This is a genomic window from Promicromonospora sp. NPDC050880, from assembly GCF_044456525.1.
Taxonomy (GTDB): Bacteria; Actinomycetota; Actinomycetes; order Actinomycetales; family Cellulomonadaceae; genus Promicromonospora.
In genome coordinates this window covers 49192-71425 of sequence record NZ_JBITFV010000012.1, presented here as the reverse complement: position 1 = coordinate 71425, position 22234 = coordinate 49192, and the positions used below count along the sequence as shown (strand labels likewise).

Here is a 22234-nt window from a genome sequence, read left to right as displayed (position 1 = left end):
CCGTGGTGACGGTGCCGACCCTGCGGCAGGAGCGCGCGCTCCTCGCCTCGGGCGCCCGCCTCGTGGCGGGCATGGACGAGGTGGGGCGCGGTGCCCTGGCGGGCCCGGTCAGCGTGGGCGTCGTGGTGGTGGACGCCACCACCCGCACCGGGCCGAAGGGCGTGGCGGACTCGAAGCTCCTGACGCCCGCCGCGCGCGAGGCCATCGCTCCCGCCGTGCGGCGCTGGGCGGTGGCCTGGGGCGTCGGACACGCGGGACCGGCCGAGATCGACGAGGTCGGGATCATCGCGGCGCTCCGGCTCGCGGGCCGGCGAGCGCTCGCGCAGGTGCGGCTGGTCTGCGGAGACGTCGACGTGGTGGTGCTGGACGGCAAGCACGACTGGCTGTCCAGGCCGGCGCTCGACCTGTTCGCGGCGTCGGAGATCCCGGACGACGACGTGCCCGAGCCCGCGGTGCGCACCCTGGTCAAGGCCGACATGACGTGCACGTCGGTCGCCGCCGCCAGCGTGCTGGCCAAGGTCGAGCGCGACGCGATCCTCGTCGAGCTGGCCCAGCGGCACCCCGAGTACGCGTGGGACCAGAACAAGGGCTACAGCGCCAAGGCACACATGGACGCCCTCGGCCTGCACGGCCCGACACCGCAGCACCGCAGGTCCTGGAACCTGCCCGGAACCGCGGCGTCGGTGGGATGATGTCGTCGTGAGCGCCGAAGACCTCGAGAACTACGAGACGGAGATGGAGCTAGCGCTCTATCGCGAGTACCGCGACGTGGTGGGCCTGTTCTCCTACGTGGTGGAGACCGAACGCCGTTTCTACCTGGCCAACCAGGTGGACCTGCAGGTGCGGTCGGCGGCGGGTGAGGTGTACTTCGAGCTGCGGCTCGGGGACGCCTGGGTGTGGGACGTCTACCGTTCCGCCCGCTTCGTGAAGTCGGTGCGCGTCGTGACGTTCAAGGACGTGAACGTCGAGGAGCTGGCGAAGGCCGAGCTGGCCCTCTGAAACTCGTCCCGTGCGGGTAGGGACCCTCCTGCCGCCGTTCCGGGGCTGCGAGCGTTACGCCCAGCCTGTGGATCGTCGGTCTGTGCACATGTGAGCCCGCAGGCGCTGCCGTCGCCCCCTGTCGTGACCAAGGCTGGTCACGGAGGTGGACGCGATGGCGAAGAAGGACGGCGTGGGCCGGTACGGCGAGCGGGTGGCGCGGCGGTACCTGGAGGAGCGCGGCTGGGCGGTGCTCGACACCAACTGGCGCGGCAAGGACGGTGAGCTCGACATCGTCGCGGTCGACGGCGACGTGCTGGTGGTGGTCGAGGTCAAGACACGGACCGGACTCGGCTACGGTCATCCGGCCGAGGCGGTCACGGCGCGCAAGCTGGCGCGGGTCAAGCGGCTGACCGGGCAGTGGCTCACCGCGTTCCGGGAACGGACGGTGGCGGCGCAGCTCGCCGAGGAGGCCGCGTCGGTCAGGATGCCGGTCGGGGCTCCCGGCGGGGCGTCTGCCGGCGCGGCGCCGGTCCTCTCGGACACGCGGACCAGCTTCGGCTCGATCCGGATCGACGTCGTTGCCGTGACCCTGCCCCGGCGTGGCCGGGCCGTGGTCGAGCACCTCGAGGCGGTGGCCTGATGGGGGTGGCGACCACGCGGGCGGTGTCGCTCGTCGGGATGCAGGGGCACGTCGTGGAGGTGCAGGCGCACCTGGCGGCGTCCGTGCCGGGCTTCACCCTGGTCGGGCTTCCGGACACCGCGCTGAGCGAGTCGCGGGACCGGGTGCGTGCGGCGGTGACCTCCTCCGGGGTGCCGTGGCCGGTCAGGAAGATCACGGTGAACCTGTCGCCCGCGTCGCTCCGCAAGCGCGGCAGTGCCTACGACCTGGCGATCGCCGTGGCGGTCCTGGCCGGTGCCGACGGCCCGGCGTCGCCGGGGCTGCGCCAGGAGAGCCTGGCCCGGACGGTGCACCTGGGCGAGCTGGGACTCGACGGGCGGCTGCGGCCCGTGCGGGGAGTGCTGCCGTCGGTCGCGGCCGCGGTCGACGCCGGCTTCCCGGACGTGGTCGTGGCCGCGGGGGACCTCGACGAGGCGCGCCTGGTGCCCGGCGCGCGGGTGGTCGGTGCCGCCAGCCTCGCCGAGGTGCTGGTGCTGCACGGTGGCCCGCCCGAGCTGGTGCGCGAGGTGGTGACGGTCCGGCCGGAGCGCTCCGCGCCGCCCGCCCGGCTGCCCGGTGACCTCGCCGACGTGCTCGGCCAGGACCGGCCGCGGTTCGCCCTGGAGGTGGCCGCCGCCGGCGGGCACCACCTGTTCCTGGTCGGGCCGCCGGGTGCGGGCAAGACGATGCTGGCGTCCCGCCTGCCGGGGATCCTGCCCGACCTGACGGACCAGGAGGCGGTGGAGGTCACGGCCGTGCACTCCGTGGCGGGCACGTTCGATCCGGGCGGCGGGCTGATCCGCCGGCCCCCGTTCGAGGACCCGCACCACACGGCGACGCCGGCGGCCGTGGTGGGCGGCGGGTCCGGCGTGCCGCGTCCCGGTGCGGTGTCGCGGGCACACCGGGGCATCCTGTTCATGGACGAGGCCCCGGAGTTCCGGTCCGACGTGCTGGAGACGCTGCGCCAGCCGCTGGAGCAGGGCGAGCTCGTGATCCATCGGTCGGGCGGTGCGGCCCGCTACCCGGCCCGCTTCCAGCTCGTCCTGGCGGCCAACCCCTGCCCGTGCGGGATGGCGGTGGGCAAGGGGCTGGACTGCAGCTGCTCGCCGACCGTGCGCCGCCGGTACCTCGCGCGTCTGTCCGGCCCGCTCCTGGACCGCGTCGACGTCCAGGTCGAGGTGCGGCGCGTGGACCGGGTCGAGCGGCTCGAGGGCTCCTCCGAGCCGACGGCGGCGGTGGCGGCCCGGGTGCTCGGCGCCCGCGAGGCGGCGCGCGCCCGGCTGGCCCAGACACCCTGGTCGACCAACGTCGAGATGCCCGGGCGATTCCTGCGCGAGCTGCTCCGGCCGCGCCCCGGGTTGCTGGGCCCGATCGACCGCGCGATGACCGCCGGGACGTTGAGCCTGCGCGGGGTGGACCGGGTGCTGCGGATCGCCTGGACCGTCGCGGACCTCGCGGGCCGTGCGGCGCCGACCGTGGCCGACGTCGGCAACGCGCTGCTGCTGCGTACGGGAGGCGACCATGCCTGACGCGCTCTTCGGACGGCCCGGACCCGGCCTCCGGTTCGACGCCGACGACCCGGTCCTGGCCCGGGCCGCATGGAGCCGCCTCGCCGAGCCGGGCGATCCCGTGGCGGGTGCCCTGGTGGACAGCCTCGGCCCGGTGGATGCGCTCCGCTGGCTGATGGACGCGGCCGGTGCGCCGGAACAGGCGCAGGCAGTGCTCCATCGGATCGCGGGTGGCCGGGCGCTGTTCGGCGGGGCCGCGGACGCACCCGGGCGGTTGCTCGGACCGGTCGCGGAAGGACCGGCGCAAGGACTGGCGGCGGAAGGACTGGCGGCGGAAGGACCGGCCACGGAGAAGTCGGCGACGGAGGGGCCGGCGGCCTCCGGGGCGCGGGCAGTGGAGCTCGTCGTGGCGACCGTTCGGCGCTGGGCACCTCGGCTCGAGCGGCTCGATCCCGCCGGTGAGCTCGCGGTGCTCGACCGGTACGGCGGCACTTTCCTGACCCCGGAGGACCCGCGCTGGCCGGTATCGCTGGGTGCCCTGCGTGCCATCGCGCCGTTGTCGCTCTGGGTGCGCGGGGAACCGGAGCTTGGCAGGCTCGCGGAGCGCTCGGTGTCGCTCGTCGGGTCGCGCGCATGCACCGACTACGGCATCCGGGTGACACGATCCCTCGCGTGCGGCCTGGCCGACCGCGGGTTCACCGTGGTCTCCGGGGGCGCCGCGGGCATCGACGCGGAGGCCCACCGGGGCGCGCTGGTCTCCGGTGCGCCGACCGTGGCCTTCCTGGCCGGCGGCGTCGACCGGTTGTACCCGGCGAGCAGCACCGACCTGCTGCGTCGGGCCGCCGACCAGGGTGGCGCCGTGGTGAGCGAGGTGCCACCGGGCTCGGTGCCGGGCAAGCAGCGCTTCCTCAAGCGGAACCGGCTGATCGCGGCGCTCACGTCCGGCACGGTGGTGATCGAGGCGTCCGTGCGCTCCGGCGCGCTGTCCACCGCCAACCACGCCGTGCGACTGCTGCGGCCGCTCGGCGCGGTCCCCGGGCCGGTCACCTCGATGGCGTCGGCGGGCTGCCACGAGCTGCTCCGCCGCGGCGCCGCGGTGTGTGTCACGGACGCCGCAGAGGCCGCTGAGCTGGTCGGGGACGCAGGGGAGACCGCGCCGCCACGCCGGGGTGAGACGCGCCCCGAGGACGACCTCGACGCCGCCGGCAAGGCCGTGCTCGACGCGCTGCCCGTACGGAGACCGGCCCACGAGAGATCGGTCGCCCGCGCGGCAGGTCTGGCGCTGGGCGAGACGACGGGTGCGCTGGGGCTGCTGGAGCTGATGGGACTGGCCGAGCAGAAGGACGGTGGCTGGCGGCGACGATGACCAGGGCGGTCGCACAGCGTCCGTGGCTCGTGTCCGAGCGTGAGATCGGCCGGGGGCCGGCCGGTGTCCCGGGTGCGGGCGGGTGCGGGGCGGTGCGGGGCACCGCGTGCGGACGGCGCGCCTTCGTCGCCTGGTGGCAGGCGAGGCGCACACTGGAAAACGTGGACCTTACCGACCTGTCCGGCTTGCCTCGGCTGCCCGAGCAGATGTCCGACGCCGTGTCCCGGTTCGCCAGCTATCTCGACGCGCAGCGCGGGCACTCCGCCCACACGCGGCGCGCCTACGTGGCGGACGTGACCGACCTTCTGCGCTACGCGATGCGCCACGGCACCACGCGCCTCGACGCGATCGATCTCACCCTGCTGCGCGGCTGGCTGGCCTCCCAGTCCGACCGTGGGCTCGCCCGCTCGACGCTCGCGCGCCGGGGGGCCTCCGCACGTGCGTTCCTGCGCTGGGCGCACCGCGCCGGGCTCGTGCCCGTGGACCCGTCGTCGCGCCTGGCCAGCCCCAAGGTCCCGCGCACGCTGCCGACCGTGCTGGACGTGGACGCCGCCGGCCGCCTGCTCGACGGCGCCCGGGCAGTGGCCGACGAGGCCGACGAGGCGACACGCCCCGCTGCACTGCGGTCGTGGGTCGCCGCCGAGCTGCTGTACGGCGCGGGGATCCGGGTGGGCGAGCTGGTGTCCGTCGACGTCGGGCACGTCGATGCCCGGGACCGCCTCGTGCGGGTGCTCGGCAAGGGCGGCAAGGAACGCGTGGTGCCGTTCGGCATCCCGGCGGCGCGTGCGGTCGAGGCCTGGCTGTCCGACGGGCGACCCGCGCTCGTGACCGCCACGACGGGCGACGCGCTGCTCGTGGGGGAGCGCGGCGGACGCTGGGGGCAGCGGCAGGTGCGCGAGGCGATCCACCGCCTCGCGGCCCAGGCCGGGGTCGACGACGTGGCACCCCACGCGCTGCGGCACTCGGCGGCGACGCACCTGCTGCAGGGCGGCTCGGACCTGCGCGCCGTGCAGGAGGTGCTGGGGCACGCCAACCTCGCCACGACCCAGCGCTACACCCACGTCGACGCCGAGCGCCTGCGCAGCACCTACGCCCAGGCATTCCCACGCGCCTGACCGGGTCGCCGATCGCCTCGACGTCCACCCGGCCGCACGAAGCCGGCCGCACGGAGATGGCCGCTCAAGGCCGGCCACACGGAGATGGCCGGGTCCCCACTGCTCACCGTCACCGGTCCGGGAGGAGCACGATGGGCGGACGGTCCAGGAGCGTGAGCGGATCGATGTACCGCTCGCCGCGCCGGACGCCCCAGTGCACGCACGACCGCGGCGCACAGTGGTTCGCCGACACGTTGTCGCCCCCGCCGTCGCCTTCCACGGTGCCGATGACGGTCCCCGCCGCCACGGCGGTCCCGACCGCTACCGACGCCGTGACCGGTTCCAGGCTGCTGCGCAGGCCGTCGGGGTGCGTGATCACGACGACGCCGCGTCGCGCCACCGGCCCCGCGAACGTGACGACGCCCGGGCCAGGGGACACCACGTCGACGCTGACCGCCGCCGTGAGATCCACGCCCCGGTGGCCGGGACCCCACTCGTGCTCGGGCGGGTCGAACGACCGCTCCACGCCGGACGGTGGATCGACACCGGGGACGGGTGCCATGTACCCGGTCGGGGAGCTGTCGGGTACCGAGCGCACCGTCATGTCGGGCCCAGCGCGCAGGGCCGCCGCGGGGGCGCCCGCCATCGACCCGACGAGCAGGACGGCGATCAGCACGGTCCGCGCGACGGCGGAGAGGGCGGCGAAGCCCCACCGCACTCCGATCGCCCTCTCGGCGCGGGCAGGCGCGACGTGGCCGAGCACGGCCGAGCCGACAGGACGAGGTGCACGGGGAGGGACACCGGGGCCACGGGAGAATGTCGTCATGCGGTGAGCATCGCCCGCCGCCTGCCACCGTGCGCAGCCCTTTCCCCGTGCCTGTGCACAGTGCAGCTCGAACCGCTCCTGTGGTCACGCTCGGTGCCTGTCGGCGCCACCGCCGGTGCCTGTGCGAGCCGGCGGGCGATGTCACAGTCGCGACCCGTTCGCCGGGTCCTCGTCGCAAGGGCTGGTCGGGTAGACTTCCTCCCGCGACCGGCATGAACTTCCGTCCGGTGGACCCACGGCCTTCGGTCGGCGGCCCACCGGGGCGAGGGGCACCCGGTCGACACCGCGCGTCACATCGAGTCGCGCCCGGCAGCGGTCCGGCCCAGAGGGTCGGCGTCGGGCACGTCGTGACGCCAGGGGCACCAGAGCAGCAGTGGTGCCGATTCAACCCGACCGCGGCCTGGGGCATCGCCCCGCGCCGCCTGAAATGCGTGCGGAACCACCGGGGCGATCCCGGCCGCACCGAAAGGACGTGTCATGGCCGTCGTGTCCATGCGCCAGCTCCTCGAGAGCGGTGTCCACTTCGGACACCAGACCCGCCGTTGGAACCCGAAGATGAAGCGCTTCATCTTCACGGAGCGCAACGGCATCTACATCGTCGACCTGCAGCAGTCGCTGCACTTCATCGACAGCGCCTACGACTTCGTCAAGGAGACGGTCGCCCACGGCGGCTCGATCCTGTTCGTCGGCACCAAGAAGCAGGCCCAGGAGCCGGTGGCCGAGCAGGCCGCCCGCGTCGGGATGCCCTACGTGAACCACCGCTGGCTCGGCGGCATGCTCACGAACTTCACCACCGTGCACAAGCGTCTCCAGCGCCTCAAGGAGCTCGAGGAGATCGACTTCGACGACGTGGCCGCCTCGGGCCTCACGAAGAAGGAGCTCCTGGTCCTGCGTCGCGAGAAGGACAAGCTCTCGCGCACGCTGGGCGGCATCCGTGACATGGCCAAGGTCCCCTCGGCCGTGTGGATCGTCGACACCAACAAGGAGCACCTCGCGGTGGACGAGGCCCGCAAGCTGGGCATCCCCGTCGTGGCGATCCTCGACACCAACTGCGACCCCGACATGGTCGACTACGCGATCCCGGGCAACGACGACGCGATCCGCTCCGTCACGCTGCTCACCCGCGTGATCGCGGACGCCGCCGCCGAGGGCCTCATGCAGCGCCACTCGGGCGGTGCCAAGACCGGTGCCGAGGCCGAGGCCGCCGCCGAGCCGCTGGCCGAGTGGGAGCGCGAGCTCCTGGCCGGCTCCGAGGCTCCGGCCGAGGCTGCTGCCCCGGCTGAGGCCGCGCCCGCCGAGGCCGCCGCCCCCGAGGCCGAGGCCGCCCCCGCCGCCGAGGCGACCGAGGCCGCTCCGGCTGCCGAGGCTGCTCCGGCCGAGGCTGAGGCCGAGACCGAGAAGTGACCTGTCGCGGGGGGCGGGGGCCCCCCCGGGGGCCCCCGCCCCCCCCCCCCCCCCCGCCCCCCCCCCCCCCCCCCCACACCCCCCCCCCCCCCCCCCCCCCCAAAAGCCCCCAACCACCCCGTGGGCCCCGGGGGGGGGGCGGGGGCCGGGGGGGCCGGGGGCGGGGGGGGGGGCCCCCCCCCCCGGGGGCGGGGGGGGGGCCCCGGGCCCCCGGGGGGGGCCCGGGCGACGCACCGGCCCTCAGGTCGCACGACCTCCCACGAACAACACGACTGCACGGAGGACCAGAACAATGGCGAACTACACCGCCGCTGACATCAAGGCGCTGCGCGAGCGCACCGGCGCCGGCATGCTCGACGTCAAGAAGGCCCTGGACGCTGCCGACGGCGACGCCGACAAGGCCATCGAGATCATCCGCACCAAGGGCCTGGCGCGCGCCGCCAAGCGCGAGGGCAACGCCACGTCCGAGGGCCTCGTGGCCGTCAAGGTCGAGGACACCGCCGCCGGCCAGGTCGCCACCATGATCGAGCTGAACGCCGAGACGGACTTCGTCGTCAAGAACGAGAAGTTCATCGCGCTGGCCGACGCCGTCCTGGAGGCCGCTGCCGCCGCCGGTGCCGCGGACGAGGTCGCGGCCGCCGCCGCGCCCGCCCCCGAGGGCACCGTCGCGGAGTTCATCGCCGCGCAGGGCGCCACGCTGGGCGAGAAGCTCGCCCTGCGCCGCGTCGCGCGCGTCGAGGGCCCGAAGGTCACGACCTACCTGCACCGCACGGCCAAGGACCTGCCGCCGTCGATCGGCGTGCTCGTCGTCACCGACGAGGCCGGTGCGGCCGTGGCCAAGGACGTCGCGCAGCACATCGCGGCGATGGCCCCGAAGTACCTCACGCGCGAGGACGTCCCGGCGGACGTCGTCGAGAAGGAGCGCGAGATCGCTCTGGAGACCTCGAAGAACGAGGGCAAGCCGGAGGCGGCGCTGCCCAAGATCGTCGAGGGTCGCCTGAACGGCTTCTTCAAGGAGGTCGTGCTCGTGGACCAGCCGCTGGCCAAGGACCCCAAGGTCACGGTGGGCAAGCACGTCGCCTCCGTGAACGGCTCGCTGAACTCGTTCGTGCGTTTCCGCGTCGGTTCCTGACGCATCCCGGTCGGCCCGGTCCGCGCTTCGGCGCGGGCCGGGCCGACCTGTACGCGGGCCGGTCGTGACCGGCCCGGACGCCTGTGCCCCTGCGCAGAGGTGGGTTGCCCGTCAGTCGGGCAGTATTCCGGGAGGGGCAGCGTCCCGGCAGTGTCGAACGAAGGGTGACGGACCAGTGAGTGACGAGGCGACCCAGGGCGTGGCGGTGGACGCGGCAGGCAACCCTGCTCGGCGTGTGCTGCTGAAGCTGTCGGGCGAGGCGTTCGGCGGGGGCAGCGTGGGGCTGGACGCCGACGTCGTCCGCCGCATCGCGAAGGAGATCGGCGTGGCCGTGCGCGACGGCGTGCAGGTCGCGATCGTCGTCGGCGGCGGGAACTTCTTCCGCGGCGCCGAGCTGAGCGTGGCCGGCATGGACCGCGCCCGCGCGGACTACATGGGCATGCTCGGCACGGTCATGAACTGCCTCGCCCTGCAGGACTTCCTGGAGCAGGCCGGCGTCAAGACGCGCGTGCAGACCGCCATCACGATGGGCCAGGTCGCCGAGCCGTACATCCCGCTGCGCGCTATCCGGCACCTGGAGAAGGGGCGCGTCGTCATCTTCGGCGCGGGTGCCGGCATGCCGTACTTCTCGACCGACACCGTGGCGGTGCAGCGCGCCCTGGAGACGGGCTGCGAGCAGGTGGTCATGGGCAAGAACGGGGTCGACGGCGTCTACGACTCCGACCCGCGCCGCAACCCGGACGCGAAGAAGCTCGACCACCTGACCTACACGGACGCCCTGGTGAACCGGCTCGGCGTCATGGACGACACGGCGCTGGCGATGTGCCGCGACAACGACGTCCAGATGCGGGTCTTCGGCATGGAGGGCGAGGGGAACGTGACTCGTGCGCTCGCCGGCGAGCCGATCGGCACGCTGATCACCGCGCGCTGACCGCGCGGCACCGCGCGCCCCGGCCGAGCCGGACGCGCGAAGCTTTCGGTAGCCGGGCAAAGTGTCCGTAGAGTGGCCCAGGCACCACCCGTAGACGAATGAAGGAGCAGTGGTGATCGACGAGACCCTCCTCGAAGCCGAGGAAAAGATGGAGAAGGCGATCGAGGTCGCCAAGGAGGACTTCGCGGGTATCCGCACCGGTCGTGCCAACGCGGGGATGTTCAGCAAGATCACCGTCGACTACTACGGTGCGCCGACCCCGCTGCAGCAGCTCGCGTCGTTCAACATCCCGGACGCCCGCACGGTGATGGTCGCGCCGTTCGACAAGGGTTCGCTGCCCGCCGTCGAGAAGGCGCTGCGCGACTCCGACCTGGGCGTGAACCCGGCGACCGACGGCAACGTCGTGCGCATCGTGCTGCCCTCGCTCACGGAGGAGCGGCGGCGCGACTACGTCAAGCTCGCCAAGGCCAAGGCGGAGGAGTCGCGCGTCTCGGTGCGCAACATCCGCCGCAAGGCCAAGGAGGAGCTGGACCGCATCGTCAAGGACGGCGAGGCCGGCGAGGACGAGGTCACGCGCGCCGAGAAGGAGCTGGACAAGCTCACCAAGAGCCACGTCGAGCAGATCGACCAGCTGCTCGCCAGCAAGGAGAGCGAGCTGCTCGAGGTCTGATGTCCGCACCGCCCCGAGACAGAACAGAGCGAGACGACGCGCACACCCACGTGACCTCAGACCCCGAGCCCGTACCGGCCTCCAAGCAGTCGCGGGCGGGCCGTAACCTGCCCGCCGCGATCCTCGTCGGCGTGGGCCTGCTCGGCGGCGTCGGCGCGTCGCTGTACTGGCGGCCCGAGCCGTTCGTCCTCCTCGTGATCGTCCTGCTCTGCGCGGGGCTCTGGGAGCTGCGGCAGGCGTTCGCGCGCCGTGCGCTGCGGCTGCCCATGGTGCCCCTGTTCGTGGGCGCCGCGGGCATGATCGTGTCCGCCTACCGCGGCGGCGCGGAGGCGCTGTTCGTCGCCTTCGTGCTGACGGTCGCGGCGACGGTCGTGTGGCGTGCGCTGGACGGCTCCGGGCTGGCCGCGGTCCGCGACTCGGCGGCGGCGATCTTCGCGGCGGCCTACCTCCCGTTCCTCGCGGGCTTCGTGGTGCTCATGCTCGCGCAGCCGGACGGCGAGATCCGCGTGGCGCTGTTCATCCTCCTGGCGGTCGCCAACGACACCGGCGGGTACGTCGCGGGCGTCCTGCTCGGCCGGCACCCGCTGGCCCCGACCGTCAGCCCCAAGAAGTCCTGGGAGGGCCTGGCCGGCTCGATCGTGCTGGCCACGGCGGTGGGGGTGATCGGCGCGGTGTACGGGCTGGGCCAGAGCCCGGTGCTCGGCGTCGCGCTCGGCGTGATGACCGCGATCACAGCGACGGTGGGCGATCTCGCCGAGTCGCTCCTCAAGCGTGACCTAGAATTGAAGGACATGGGCTCATTGCTCCCGGGGCACGGGGGCGTGCTGGACCGCCTCGACTCGCTGGTCATCACAGCGCCCTTCGTCTACCTCGTGCTCTCGGTGGTTGCCTGATGAAAACTCCCCTTGCCCAGCCGACCGTCCGCCCCTCGGACGAGACCCCGGCGATCCCTCTGCAGATGGCCCCGCGCCGTCGCGGCAAGCCGCCGCGGCACTTCGCCGACCTCACGCCCGAGGAGCGTGTCGCCTCCGTGGTCGAGGCGGGTGAGCCGGCCTTCCGCGCCAAGCAGCTCATGACGCACTACTTCACGCACTACACGAGCGACGCGGCGAAGATGACGGACCTCCCGGCGCGGACCCGCGAGGACCTGGCGACGACGATGTTCCCGTCCCTGATCCGTCCCACGCGCACGCTCGAGGCCGACGGCGGAACCACGGTCAAGACCCTCTGGCACCTGTTCGACGACGCCAAGGTCGAGTCGGTGCTCATGCGCTACCCGCAGCGCACCACGCTGTGCGTGTCCAGCCAGGCCGGCTGCGGCATGGCCTGCCCGTTCTGCGCCACCGGGCAGCTCGGCCTCACGCGCAACCTGTCCACGGCAGAGATCCTGGAGCAGGTCCGCGCGGCCTTCCGCACCCTGGCCGACGGCGAGATCCCGGGCGGCGCGACCCGCCTGAACAACCTGGTGTTCATGGGGATGGGCGAGCCCCTGGCGAACTACAAGGCCGTGATCGAGACGGTGCGCGCGCTGGTCGCGCCGCAGCCGGAAGGCTTCGGCATGTCGGCCCGCAACATCACGGTCTCGACCGTGGGCCTGGTCCCGGCGATGCAGAAGCTGACCAAGGAGGGCATCCCCGTGACGCTCGCCCTGTCGCTGCACGCGCCGGACGACGACCTCCGCTCCGAGCTGGTGCCGATCAACACCCGGTGGAGCGTGGACGAGGCCCTGGACGCCGCGCGCGAGTACTTCGAGGTGACCGGGCGCCGCGTGTCCATCGAGTACGCCCTCATCAAGGACATGAACGACCACGGCTGGCGCGCCGACCTGCTGGGCGAGAAGCTCAACGCCCGCGGCCGCGGCTGGGTGCACGTGAACCCGATCCCGCTCAACCCGACGCCCGGCTCGATCTGGACCGCGAGCGACCGTGAGGTCGAGGACGAGTTTGTGGCACGATTGCGCGGTCACGGCATTCCGACCACGATCCGTGATACCCGCGGGAGCGATATCGACGGCGCCTGCGGGCAGCTTGCGGCGGAGGAGGACGACGAGTGAGTGGGATGTTCAACACCGTTCCCCGGATGCGCACGGGGTACGACAAGGACGAGGTTGACGAGTTCTTCGAGCACGCCCGGCAGGCCTACGAGGGGCGCACCGCGGACAGGCTGACGAGCGCGGACATCCAGGCGTCCACGTTCGACCTGACCCGGGGCGGCTACAACACGCACGAGGTCGACGCGGCGCTCGACCGGCTCGAGGCGGCGTTCATCGCCCGGCAGCGTGCCGAGTACGCGGCGGCGCACGGCCAGCAGGCGTGGATGAACGCCCTCGCGGAGCGGGCACGTTCGCTCTACGGGCGGCTGGGCCGGCCCGACGGCGAGAAGTTCGCGCCCGCCGACCGCGGCTCGCAGGGGTACGACAAGGACGACGTCGACGACATGTGCGACCGTCTGATCGGCTACTTCGACCGTCAGGAGCCGCTGACGGCCGGTGACATCCGGTCGGCCACGTTCGGCCGCGCCCGGGGTGCGGACGCCTACGACGAGGCCTCGGTGGACGCGTTCCTGAGCCGCGCGGTGGAGGTCCTGCTCGGCGTCGAGTAGGCCACCCACGCCGGGAAGAGAAGGGCCGGTGCGCTGATCAGCGCTCCGGCCCTTCTCTGTCTTGGCCCCAGGTCTGCTGCGGCACGGGTGGGTCAGGCCGGTACCGCCGCCTCCTGCGCCTCGCGCAGCAGCACCTCGTGCCGGGTGGCCGTCAGGAATCCGCGGATCGCGTCCCGGCTCCTGGTCAGGCAGTCGATGCGCGCCTCGACCCCGACCAGCTCCGTCGCGAGCTGCTCGGCGACCTCGCGCGGGCAGGTCGGGTCCTGGCGGTCAGCGGCGGCCTCGGCGTCGAGCAGCACCTTGACGAGCCGGGTGGGGATGCCGGCCTGGACGAGCCCGGCCACCCGGGACACCCGCTCCACGTGGGCCTCCGTGTAGGTGCGGTAGCCGTTGGGCGCTCGGTCGGCCGCCAGAAGGTCCTGCTGCTCGTAGTACCTGATGAGACGGGTCGTGACGCCCGTCCGCGCAGCGAGCTCACCGATCTTCATGGCCTGCCTCCGCACTGGATCGACACCGGGGTTGACATTGACACCAGTGTCAAACTTTAGCGTGGCGGGCATGGACACGACAGGCCGTACTGCAGCCACCCCCACCAGCATCGACACCCTTCCGGCCGACCTCGCACCGCCCGCCGCCGGTCTGCCCTGGCCCTCGCTCCTCGTGCTCGGTACGGGGACGCTCCTCATGGTCACCGCGGAGATGCTGCCCACGGCAGTGCTCGCGCAGATGAGCGCAGGACTGGGCGTCGCGGAGTCGAGCACCGGCCTGCTCGTCTCGATGTGGGCGGCCGTCGTCGTGGTGCTGAGCTTTCCGCTGGTGCGGCTCACGCGCGGATGGGACCGGCGCACCGTGATCGCCGGGGGCCTGGCCGTCCTCGCGGCGTCGTCCGTGCTCACGGCGCTCGCGCCGACCTATCCGGTCGCGGTGGGCGCCCGGGTCGTGGGGGCGGCCGCCGTCGGGCTGCTGTGGGCGACCACCAACGCCCACGTGGCCGACCTGGTCCCGGACCGCCTGCTCGGGCGCGCGATCGCGGTGGTGCTCGGCGGCGCGACCCTGGGCATGGTGGTGGGCACGCCGCTGGCACGGTTCGTGGCCGACGCCGCGGGGTGGCGGGCCGCCTTCTGGGCCCTGGCCGTCCTGAGCCTGGTGGCCGCGGTGGCGGTGCGGCTCGCGGTCGCAGGCGCGCCCGACCGGGTCGCAGGGACACCCGACGAGGCCGCGGAGCCGGCCGGGCACGGTGCAGGGACGCCCGGACGCGGCCCCGCGACGACGGGGCACGGGACCACGAGCGCCGGGACGACGCCCGGCCGCGGCGCCGGGGACGACGGCGTCCGGGACGTCGACGCCGCCGGCCGCGCCGTCGGCGGCACGCGGAGCGGGTCCGGACCCCTGCTGGCGGTGACCGCGCTCGTGGCGGTGGTGCTGGTGGGTCACTACGGCGCGTACACCTACGTCACCCGGTTGACGGAGGGGCCGGCCCAGGCGCTGCCGGGCGGGATGAGCACCCTCCTGCTGGTCTTCGGGATCGCGTCGGCGGTCGGTGTCGCCCTGGCAGGCCGGCTCGGCGACCGGAGCGGGCCCGCCCTCGTGGTGAGCGTGGGGGCCACGGCGCTGACCCTGCTGGGCCTGGGGGCCGTGGACGTGCACCCCGCGGTCGGCGTCGCGGTGGTCGTGGCGTGGGGTGTGGCGTCGGGCGGGATGCCGCCGTTCGCGCAGACACTGATCCTGCGGCTGGCCGGACCGGAACGTCGCTCGTTCGCCGGGGCCCTGATCCCGGTGCTGTTCAACGGCGGGATCGCCGTCGGCGCGGCGCTGGCCTCCGCCGTCGTCGCCGCGAGCGGTGTGGCGGCGCTCCCGCCGCTCGCCGCGGCGGTGGTCGCGGTGGCGACCTTCGCCCTCGCCCTCCCGCCCGCGGCGCTGCTCCGGCGTGCCTCCGCGCTGAGGCGCCGACGGAACGGGGTCGTACCCCGGCGGGTACGACCCCGTTCCCGGGTCAGCAGCTCGGGGCGACCGGGGCCGACGAGCCGGTGTTGACGTAGGCGTCCGAGACCCAGTTGCCCGGGCCGATGCGGTTCCACACGTTGGTGGTGCCGTAGGTGCCGGTCACGGTGGTACCCGTCGCCGTGCACTCGATCACCACGTTCGCGTGGTTGCCCGCCAGCCCCACCGCGGAGGTGCCGGTGCCGGGACCGGAACGGACGGTGAGGGGGCCGCCGCTGGTGCGGACGATCCCGCGCGGGCCGCTGCCCGTCCAGAGATAGGTCACGGTGGTCCACGCGTTGTCGGTCAGGCCGAGGCCGTCCCAGAAGGTGCCGTCGCCCAGGTCGATGCCGGCCGGGTTGGCGACCCGGCGGCCGAACCCGTCGAGACCGCCGTTGTAACCGTCCTCGTACGCGGCCTGCGACTGAGGGCGGCCCTGCGGCAGGTCCGTCCAGGACTGGCGGGTGCTCGCCGCGTTCCAGTAGTCGTCGGTGGTGTTCCACGGGCCGACGTCCCACACGGGGGCGTACGCGCACCGGCCCGTGCTGGCCGCGCACACGCGCACCGAGTAGCTGCCCGAGCTGTTCGCCGACAGCCCGCGCCGCGACGGCAGCGCCACGAAGTGGTCGCGCTGGGTGATGACGTGCCCGTTCGCCGTGGTCCCGCCCACGAGACCCTCGCGGGTGGCGAAGACGCGGTACACGTCAGCGGCGGACGTCGTCGCGGACTCTGCCTCGACCTCCTGGAGGGACCGCGACCGGGGCGACACGGGCGTCAGCGTCACCTCGCGGACCGTCGGGCCCGCGGCCTGCGCGCCGACGAGCGTGACCCGTGCCTGCACCGTGCCGGACGCCGCGGGCAGCGTCGAGCCCGCCGGGACCCACTCGGTCCAGGCGTCGGGGCCCTGCTCGATGAGGCGGGCGCGCACGTCGACCAGGACCGACGTGCCGTGCGGGGTCGTGGCGTCGACCTCGGCCGTGACGCTCCCGGCGGGCTCGTCGAGGGTCACCGGCGGGGCGACGAGCTGTCCGGAGTGCTCCTGGTCCGCCGTGGCGGACGGTGCGGCGGCGGGCCCGGTGGGCTCGGTGGGCTCGGTGGGCCCGGTGGCTTGCGTGCCGGCGTCCGGCGTCGTGGCTTGCGTGCCGGCGTCCGGCACCGTGGCGGGGGCATCGGCGGCGAGCGTGGCGGCGCCGTCCTCGGCAGGGGCAGCGGCGCCGTCGTCCGCGGGGGAGGAGAGGCGGAGGCCACCGTCGGAGTGGCGCACACCGGTGTCGTCGGCGGTGAGGGTGGCGAGGTCGACGGACCAGGCCTGCGCGGCCGGGTCGGAAGCGGTGCCCGGGGTGACGGCCGCGACGGCGCTGCCCGAGGCCACCAGGAGCGCGCAGGTGGTGGCGGCCAGGAGGGCGCCACGGCGACGGGTCTTGCGTACCTGGATCAGCATGGGGTGAATCTATGCGTCCTGGTATTTCACCCGCGAGGGGAAGAGGGTGAAATTCTCGATACGTCTGCCGGTCGCCCGGCTCGGGCCGCGCGTGGTGCATGATCGGGGGAGCGGCCACGACCACGTGGACGACACGACGAGCAAGCACAGCGCAAGGAGAAGCACGTGTCCGAGTTCCTGGCCGACAAGCCCGGCAAGTTCGACCTCGACGGGGACGGCGTGACCGACGTCGAGGTCGCCGACACCGACGGTGACGGCGTGGTGGACGCCCAGTTCGAGGACTACGACGGCGACGGCGTGCCCGACGTCGAGCTGTACGACACCGACGGCGACGGACGCCCCGACGTCGTCATGGAGACCGCCGGTGGCACGCGCACCATCTCGGTGGACACGGACGGCGACGGCGAGGACGAGCCGGTCGACTCGTTCCCGGTCTGACCTGGTCCGGGGCTCCACCCTGCCCGATCCGGCTCCACGCCGCCTGACCCGTCGCCGTCCGGCTCGGCTCCGCCGTCGGCGTCTCGCCCAGAAGTGCGCTTCTACCCAGTCATTGCGCCCACGCCAAGTGTGTTTTCCGGGCGCAATGACTGGGTAGAAGCGCACCTCACGTGGTCGCGGCCCTCACGTCGCCGTGCACCTCACGTCGGCGCGGCCCTCACGTCGGCGCGGCCCTCACGTCGTCGTGACGCCCGGGCGGCCGTACATCAGCCGGCGCAGGGCCACCTCGGCCGGGCCGCGCCGGCCGGTGCGTTCCTGCCAGACGGCGAAGAGCACGGTCAGCCCCCACACGAGCACGGCGTAGACCAGCATGGTCCACGACGTGAGGTGCTGGCCCAGCCCGAGCCCCCACGCGGCGAGGACCGGGGCGCACAGCACGGACTGGAGCAGGTAGGAGGTCAGTGACCTCTTGCCGACCGCCTGGACGGCGCCCGCGAACGGCCCGTCGGTGAGGAACAGGTTGCCGGACGGCGTGCCGGTTCGCCGCTGGGCCACGCGGTGGCCGATCAGGCCGAACAGCGCGACGTAACCGAGCCCGCCGAAGAAGCCCGTGAGGATCTGCACGGGCATGAAGACCCAGGCGGCGTGGTCGGGGACGCCGATGGCGCCGATGTGGTCGAGGGCCGCGGGCAGGGGTCCGAGCCAGCCGATGGTGAGGCCCACGACGGCCACGCGACGCAGCAGCGGCAGGTGGTCACCGGGGTTCTTCAGGATGCGGCGGCGGCCGGCCCAGAAGGCGAGCAGCAGCATCACCGGGACCACGAGCGTGAGCACACCCTGCCCGACCGTGCCGAAGGTCCAGTACGCCAGCCGCCAGCCGATCGAGGCGAGGTACGACGTGGTGGACACCGACTCGCTGTCGGAGGGCAGGAAGTCGGCCGTCATCTGTCGTGCCGTGGGGTCGTCGGCCGGGAGCTGTGCGATGAACCCCGCGGCGACGGCCGAGAGCACCACGAGCAGCGCCGCCGGTGCGCCGAGCACCCACGTCCACACGATCAGCGTGCGGTCCCTCACCCGGAAGAAGAATGCCACCATCAGCAGGCCCGCGAGGCCGTAGGCGCCCAGCACGTCACCCATCCAGAGCAGTGCGGCGTGCACGAACCCGAAGGCGATGAGCAGCCCGTTGCGCTTCTGCAGGAGGCCGCGGGCGGTGGCGTCCGGGGTCCCTGAGGCGACCTGGCGGTGGTAGAGCTGCATCATGCCGTAGCCGAACAGGAACGCGAACATGGGGTAGGTCCGCATGTCCACGAGCGTGATGGTCAGGAAGTCGGCCACCTTGTCGACCGACGAGCCGTCCCGGGGGTGTGACGTCCCGGGATTCATCTCCGAGCCCCACAGGTAGTACGTCGTGTTGGCGATCGCGATCAGCAGCAGCATGAAGCCGCGGGCCAGGTCCGGCGCGGGCGATCGCTCGGCGGCCTGGACGGGTCCCCTGATCAGGACGGTTGTTGACATGGGAACATCACACCAGGTCAGCGCGGGGGTCGCGATGAAAAAGGGTGAAGATCTCAGGCGGCAGGCTCGTCCAGCCGGGTGCGTGTCACGCCGCGGGCGCCTGCGCGGGCCTGCCGTACATCAGCCGGCGCAGCGCGACCTCGGCCGGGCCGCGCCGGCCGGTGCGTTCCTGCCAGACGGCGAACGCCACGGTCAGGGTCCACACGAGGACGGCGTACAGCAGCATGCTCGCCGAGCCGAGGTGCTGGCCCAGTCCCAGGCCCCACGCGGCGAGGACCGGGGCGCACAGCACGGACTGGAGCAGGTAGGAGGTCAGTGACCGCTTGCCCACCGCCTGGACGGCGCCCGTGAACGGTCCGTCGGTGAGGAAGAGGTTCCGCGACGGCGTGCCGGTTCGCCGCTGGGCCACGCGGTGGCCGATCAGGCCGAACAGCGCGACGTACCCGAGCCCGCCGAAGAAGCCCGTGAGCACTTGGACGGGGAGGAACACCCAGGCCGCGTGGTCCGGCACGCCGAACGCGCCGACATGGTCGAGCGCCGACGGCAGCGGCCCGAGCCAGCCGATCGTGAGGCCCACGACGGCCACGCGACGCAGCAGCGGCAGGTGGTCACCGGGGTTCTCCAGGATGCGGTGGCGGCCGGCCCAGAAGGCGAGCAGCAGCATCATCGGGACCACGAGCATGAGCACACCCTGGCCCACCGTCCCGAGGACCCAGAACGCCAGGCGTTCGCCCATGGAGGCGAGGTACGACGTGGTGGTCATCGACTCGCCCGTGGAGGTCGCGAAACCTGCCGCCAGCTCACGCGCGACCGGGTCGTCCGCGGGGAGCTGCGCCGTGAACCAGGCCCCGACCACCGCGAACGCGGTGCCGATCGTCAGCAGCCCGCCGAGCACCCACGTCCACACGAGCAGGGTGCGGTCCTTGACCTGGAAGAAGAGCCACACCATGAGCAGCCCGGCCAGGCCGTAGGCGCCGAGCACGTCGCCCATCCAGAGCAGGGCCGCGTGCACGAACCCGAACGCGAGCAGCAGCCAGTTGCGCTTCTGCAGGAGCCGCCGCGCCGTGTCCGGCGAGGTGCCGGAGGCCGTCTGGCGGTTGTAGAGCTGCATCATGCCGTAGCCGAACAGGAACGCGAACATGGGGTAGGTCCGCAGGTCCACGAGCACGATGATGAGGAAGTCGGCCACCTTGTCGATCACCGAGCCGTCGCTGGGGTGGGACGCGCCGGCGCTCATCTCGCTGGCCCACAGGTAGTAGGGCGTGTTGGCGATCGCGATGAGCAGCAGCATGAAGCCGCGCGCCAGGTCGGGTGCGGGCGAGCGCTCGGCGGCGCGGACGGGACCCCGGGTGAAAGTGGTGGCCGGCATGCCCCTATCTCAGCAGGTGGCGAGCCGGTCCGCGAGGAAAGAGCGGTCGGTCAGGCCGCCGGTTCCTCGCCCAGCCGTGCCCGCTCCTGCTCGACGATCCGCCGGGCGATCTCGGTGTCGGCGACGTCGGTGGCGCCCGGGGCCACCGCCACCGTCGACCGCCCCGCGTACTCGGCGAACAGCTCGGCCTTGGTGCCCAGGATCTCCAGGAGCCGTTCGTCCACGCTCTTCTCGACCAGCAGCCGGTGCACCTGCACCGTGCGGACCTGACCCATCCGGTGCGCCCGGGCGATCGCCTGTGCCTCGACGGTCGGCTTGACCTGGGGCTCGCACAGGATCACCACGGACGCGGCCTGGATGTTGAGGCCCACGCCGCCCGCCTCGATCTGGCTCACCAGCACCTTGGGCTCGGGCGAGCGCGTGAACTCGTCCACCAGCTCCTGCCGCCGCCGCGCGGGCACGGAGCCCGTGATGGGGCCGACGGCGAGCGGGCCGAGCTCGGCCAGCACCCGCTCGATGACGTCCCGGAAGAACGAGAAGACGACGACCTTGCGGTTGTTGTCCATGGCCTCGGCGACGATCTCGCGCAGGCGCACCAGCTTCGCGGTCGGCTCGGGGGCCTCGACGAACGCCGCCCGGCGCATGTCCGCGAACGAGCGCTTCAGGACCGCCCGCCGGTAGGCGGCGCCGTCGTGCCTGCCGAACCGTTCCCACTCGTCCACCTGCACCAGCTCGGGCAGCTCCGTGAGCACGTCCTCCTGGTTGCGCCGCAGGTACACGGTGGCGACCGACCGCCGGAAAGCCGCGGCGCCCGCCAGGCCGGCCGCCGGGTCGATCGACTCCGCGACCTCGGGCTTGAGGTAGCGCACGAGGCTGCGGAACTCGTCCACCGTGTTCTCCATGGGCGTGCCCGTCATGAACAGCACCCGCTCGGCGGTCCGGCACCAGGCCGCGACCCGTTCCGAGCGCTGGGCCCGCGGGTTCTTGACGTAGTGCGCCTCGTCCACGACGAGCAGCGCCGGCCGGGGCATCCCGTCGGCGCGCAGGTGCCCGAGCTGGGGAAAGGTCACGATGCCGACGCCGCCGTCGGCCACCCACGCGCGGATGCCGTCGTCCCGGTCCTCGCCGTGCAGCACGCGCACGGGCAGGCGGGAGTGCGCCGCGACCTCACGGCCCCAGCTCGACGCGACGCTCGCGGGGCAGACGACGAGGAAGTGCCGGCGGCGGTGGGCGGCGAGGTGCGCCATCGTCGCGATGGCCTGGACGGTCTTGCCGAGCCCCATCTCGTCGCCGAGGATCGTGCGGCGCTGCACCAGCGCGTAGCGGGCGCCGAACGCCTGGTACCCGCGCAGCGAGACGGTCAGCAGGGACGTGTCCAGATCCTGGTTCGTGACCTGGTGGACAACCTCCTCGGGCAGGTAGCCCTCCGCGGCCTCGACGTCGACGCCGAGGTCGACCAGGTCGCCGAGCGTCGTGTAGTAGGCGGCGGCGCGGAGCTCGTAGTCGCGCCACACCTCCTCGTCCGGCGTCCCGGTCAGCGCCTGGTCCAGGCGGCGCAGGGCGTCGGTGACACCGGAGCGGTCGAGGCCCTCGACGGTCCGGTCCAGGTCGGTCAGGGCGGCGTCGGCCGTCGCGGTGCGGTCGCGGCCGGCGAACAGCCGCCGGACCAGGGTGCCGCGCACGGCTCCGGCCTGCTCGAGGTCGGCCAGCCGGGGCACGTCGACGTCGAGCCGTTCGCCCCAGGCGTCGAAGAACCGGGCGACCTGCTCGTGGGCGTGCAGGGCGCGTACCAGGCCGGTGGCGAGCGGGTCGGCGGGGGCGTGGGCGATGCGGAACGTGAGCGCGGCGTCGACGGCGTCGAAGATCTGCCGCGCGGCGTCCTGGAGCAGCCGTGCGGTGCGCGGGCCGACGCCGGCCACGGCCTCCAGCTCCGGCGTGGTCGCCTCCAGCACCTGGGCGACGGTGCGGAACCCGGCGGCCTCGACGGGGCCGACCCGCAGGCGCCCGGTGCTGACCTCACGGATCCGGTCGGTGGGTACCTCGGCGAGCTCCGCGAGCACCGTGGCGTCACGGGCGGCGCGGTAGGCGGCTCGTACCCGTTCGGGTGCCGCGGCGCGTTCCGTCAGTGCGTCCGCGCCCAGGGCGTGCCGGGTGCGGGCCCGCCCGAGGAGGTCGCGGGCCGCGCTGCGGGACCAGGTCCGGATGGTGGTCTCCATGGCCGCCGACGGTACCGGGTGGACGCCGTGGCGGGCGTGCGCGCGCGCCGTCTGCCGGCGCCGCGCGGTGCATACCGGACTGAACGCCCGTTCTGGTAGTTTCG

21 protein-coding genes are annotated in these 22234 nt (G+C 73.5%); 15 read left to right on the top strand and 6 right to left on the bottom strand.

Going from position 1 to position 22234, the window contains the following annotated elements; translation table 11 throughout:
• The first annotated feature begins 2 nt into the window (after positions 1–2).
• The 6 genes from ACIBBF_RS18465 to ACIBBF_RS18440 all read left to right on the top strand — a co-directional run bounded on the left by ACIBBF_RS18465 (position 3) and on the right by ACIBBF_RS18440 (position 5628).
• Entirely contained in the window at positions 3–692 is a 690-nt protein-coding gene (locus ACIBBF_RS18465) for a ribonuclease HII (protein WP_397416089.1), read from the top strand.
• A gap of 7 nt (positions 693–699) precedes the next feature.
• Positions 700–999: a DUF2469 domain-containing protein gene (locus ACIBBF_RS18460; protein WP_119137991.1), complete on the top strand. Its 300-nt coding sequence runs from the start codon at positions 700–702 to the stop codon at positions 997–999.
• A 154-nt stretch (positions 1000–1153) separates the two neighbouring features.
• Positions 1154–1621 carry a YraN family protein gene (locus ACIBBF_RS18455; protein WP_397416087.1) on the top strand — a complete coding sequence of 156 codons (468 nt, stop codon included), beginning with the start codon at positions 1154–1156 and terminating at the stop codon, positions 1619–1621.
• Complete coding sequence (locus ACIBBF_RS18450; protein ID WP_397416085.1) at positions 1621–3168, top strand: YifB family Mg chelatase-like AAA ATPase; 1548 nt, start codon at positions 1621–1623, stop codon at positions 3166–3168. The genes ACIBBF_RS18455 and ACIBBF_RS18450 overlap by 1 nt, the downstream gene beginning before the upstream one ends.
• Positions 3161–4513 (top strand): DNA-processing protein DprA, encoded by a 1353-nt coding sequence (gene dprA, locus ACIBBF_RS18445; RefSeq protein WP_397416082.1) that lies wholly within the window; start codon positions 3161–3163, stop codon positions 4511–4513. Before ACIBBF_RS18450 ends, dprA begins: the two co-directional genes overlap by 8 nt.
• Positions 4514–4719: 206 nt before the next feature.
• Positions 4720–5628, top strand: coding sequence for a tyrosine recombinase XerC (locus tag ACIBBF_RS18440; RefSeq protein WP_397416313.1), 909 nt, complete (start codon positions 4720–4722; stop codon positions 5626–5628).
• A 109-nt stretch (positions 5629–5737) separates the two neighbouring features.
• On the opposite strand, the gene ACIBBF_RS18435 is transcribed toward ACIBBF_RS18440, so the two are convergent.
• A complete protein-coding gene (locus tag ACIBBF_RS18435) occupies positions 5738–6433 on the bottom strand; it encodes a murein hydrolase activator EnvC family protein (protein ID WP_397416080.1) in 696 nt (231 codons plus the stop codon).
• A gap of 477 nt (positions 6434–6910) precedes the next feature.
• On the opposite strand from ACIBBF_RS18435, the gene rpsB reads away from it, so the two are divergent.
• From rpsB to ACIBBF_RS18400, 7 genes are all read left to right on the top strand, one after another.
• On the top strand, positions 6911–7837 hold the full coding sequence (gene rpsB, locus ACIBBF_RS18430) for a 30S ribosomal protein S2 (protein ID WP_397416078.1): 927 nt from the start codon (positions 6911–6913) through the stop codon (positions 7835–7837).
• A 292-nt stretch (positions 7838–8129) separates the two neighbouring features.
• Positions 8130–8969 carry a translation elongation factor Ts gene (gene tsf / locus ACIBBF_RS18425; protein WP_397416076.1) on the top strand — a complete coding sequence of 280 codons (840 nt, stop codon included), beginning with the start codon at positions 8130–8132 and terminating at the stop codon, positions 8967–8969.
• A gap of 175 nt (positions 8970–9144) precedes the next feature.
• Positions 9145–9900: a UMP kinase gene (gene pyrH, locus ACIBBF_RS18420; protein WP_397416074.1), complete on the top strand. Its 756-nt coding sequence runs from the start codon at positions 9145–9147 to the stop codon at positions 9898–9900.
• Between the two features lie 112 nt (positions 9901–10012).
• Positions 10013–10570: a ribosome recycling factor gene (gene frr, locus ACIBBF_RS18415; RefSeq protein ID WP_397416072.1), complete on the top strand. Its 558-nt coding sequence runs from the start codon at positions 10013–10015 to the stop codon at positions 10568–10570.
• Between the two features lie 50 nt (positions 10571–10620).
• Entirely contained in the window at positions 10621–11463 is an 843-nt protein-coding gene (locus ACIBBF_RS18410; RefSeq protein ID WP_397416070.1) for a phosphatidate cytidylyltransferase, read from the top strand.
• Between the two features lie 65 nt (positions 11464–11528).
• Positions 11529–12623: a 23S rRNA (adenine(2503)-C(2))-methyltransferase RlmN gene (rlmN, locus tag ACIBBF_RS18405; RefSeq protein ID WP_397416311.1), complete on the top strand. Its 1095-nt coding sequence runs from the start codon at positions 11529–11531 to the stop codon at positions 12621–12623.
• A gap of 5 nt (positions 12624–12628) precedes the next feature.
• Entirely contained in the window at positions 12629–13171 is a 543-nt protein-coding gene (locus ACIBBF_RS18400) for a DivIVA domain-containing protein (RefSeq protein WP_397416309.1), read from the top strand.
• A 92-nt stretch (positions 13172–13263) separates the two neighbouring features.
• Here the strand turns inward: ACIBBF_RS18400 and ACIBBF_RS18395 are convergent, their stop codons facing one another.
• Complete coding sequence (locus ACIBBF_RS18395) at positions 13264–13659, bottom strand: MerR family transcriptional regulator (protein WP_397416068.1); 396 nt, start codon at positions 13657–13659, stop codon at positions 13264–13266.
• Between the two features lie 70 nt (positions 13660–13729).
• On the opposite strand from ACIBBF_RS18395, the gene ACIBBF_RS18390 reads away from it, so the two are divergent.
• Positions 13730–15205, top strand: coding sequence for an MFS transporter (locus ACIBBF_RS18390; RefSeq protein ID WP_397416065.1), 1476 nt, complete (start codon positions 13730–13732; stop codon positions 15203–15205).
• On the opposite strand, the gene ACIBBF_RS18385 is transcribed toward ACIBBF_RS18390, so the two are convergent.
• The gene (locus ACIBBF_RS18385) at positions 15165–16592 is read right to left on the bottom strand and encodes a hypothetical protein (protein ID WP_397416063.1); all 1428 of its coding nucleotides are present in this window, start codon (positions 16590–16592) and stop codon (positions 15165–15167) included. The genes ACIBBF_RS18390 and ACIBBF_RS18385 overlap by 41 nt on opposite strands.
• Before the next feature lie 165 nt (positions 16593–16757).
• Here ACIBBF_RS18385 and ACIBBF_RS18380 point away from each other — a divergent pair, with 165 nt between their 5' ends.
• The gene (locus ACIBBF_RS18380) at positions 16758–17030 is read left to right on the top strand and encodes a hypothetical protein (protein WP_397416061.1); all 273 of its coding nucleotides are present in this window, start codon (positions 16758–16760) and stop codon (positions 17028–17030) included.
• Positions 17031–17264: 234 nt separating this feature from the next.
• Here the strand turns inward: ACIBBF_RS18380 and ACIBBF_RS18375 are convergent, their stop codons facing one another.
• From ACIBBF_RS18375 to ACIBBF_RS18365, 3 genes are all read right to left on the bottom strand, one after another.
• Positions 17265–18545 carry a DUF418 domain-containing protein gene (locus ACIBBF_RS18375; protein ID WP_397416059.1) on the bottom strand — a complete coding sequence of 427 codons (1281 nt, stop codon included), beginning with the start codon at positions 18543–18545 and terminating at the stop codon, positions 17265–17267.
• 85 nt (positions 18546–18630) lie between these two features.
• Positions 18631–19914 carry a DUF418 domain-containing protein gene (locus tag ACIBBF_RS18370; protein ID WP_397416056.1) on the bottom strand — a complete coding sequence of 428 codons (1284 nt, stop codon included), beginning with the start codon at positions 19912–19914 and terminating at the stop codon, positions 18631–18633.
• 50 nt (positions 19915–19964) lie between these two features.
• Positions 19965–22130, bottom strand: a complete 2166-nt coding sequence (locus ACIBBF_RS18365; protein WP_397416054.1) for a DEAD/DEAH box helicase — start codon at positions 22128–22130, stop codon at positions 19965–19967.
• Positions 22131–22234 lie beyond the last annotated feature (104 nt).